This is a genomic window from Lelliottia sp. GFLA7 (genome assembly GCF_056490165.1).
Map to the genome: position 1 here is coordinate 1 of NZ_JBWLAQ010000051.1, position 474 is coordinate 474.

At 73.4% G+C, this 474-nt stretch carries 1 protein-coding gene; it reads left to right on the forward strand.

Annotation, left to right across the window (positions count from 1 at the left end; all coding sequences use genetic code 11):
* Positions 1–474 (forward strand): FAD-dependent oxidoreductase (locus AC07RN_RS21095; RefSeq protein WP_478337233.1); only part of this gene is annotated, 474 nt, incomplete at both ends.

Genomic DNA, 474 nt, shown 5'->3' on the forward strand with positions numbered 1-474 from the left:
GGTCGGGGGTCGCCGTCGCGGCGTCCGGCGCGAGGTTCCCGTTCGATCGTCTGGCACTGACCGTCGGCGCCCGCGCGAGAACGATCGACGTGCCGGGCCACGACCTGGACGGGGTCCTGTACCTGCGCAACGCCGACGACGCCCTCGAACTCAAGCGGCGCATGCCGGACGCCACCGACGTCGTCGTCATCGGCGGCGGCTTCATCGGGGTCGAGGCGGCCGCGAGCGCACTGAAGATGGGCCGGACCGCCACGGTGCTCGAGGCCGGACCTCGCCTGGTCGGCCGGGCCGTCGGCCCGGAGACGTCGGAGTACCTGCTCGCGGCACACCGTGAGCGCGGGATGCGAATCGAGTTGGACGCCAAGGTGACCCGGATCGTCGGCACGGGCGGCGCCGTGACGGGCGTCGAGCTCGCCGACGGGCGCGTCCTGCCCGCGCAGATCGTGCTCGTCGGCATCGGCGTCGTACCCAACG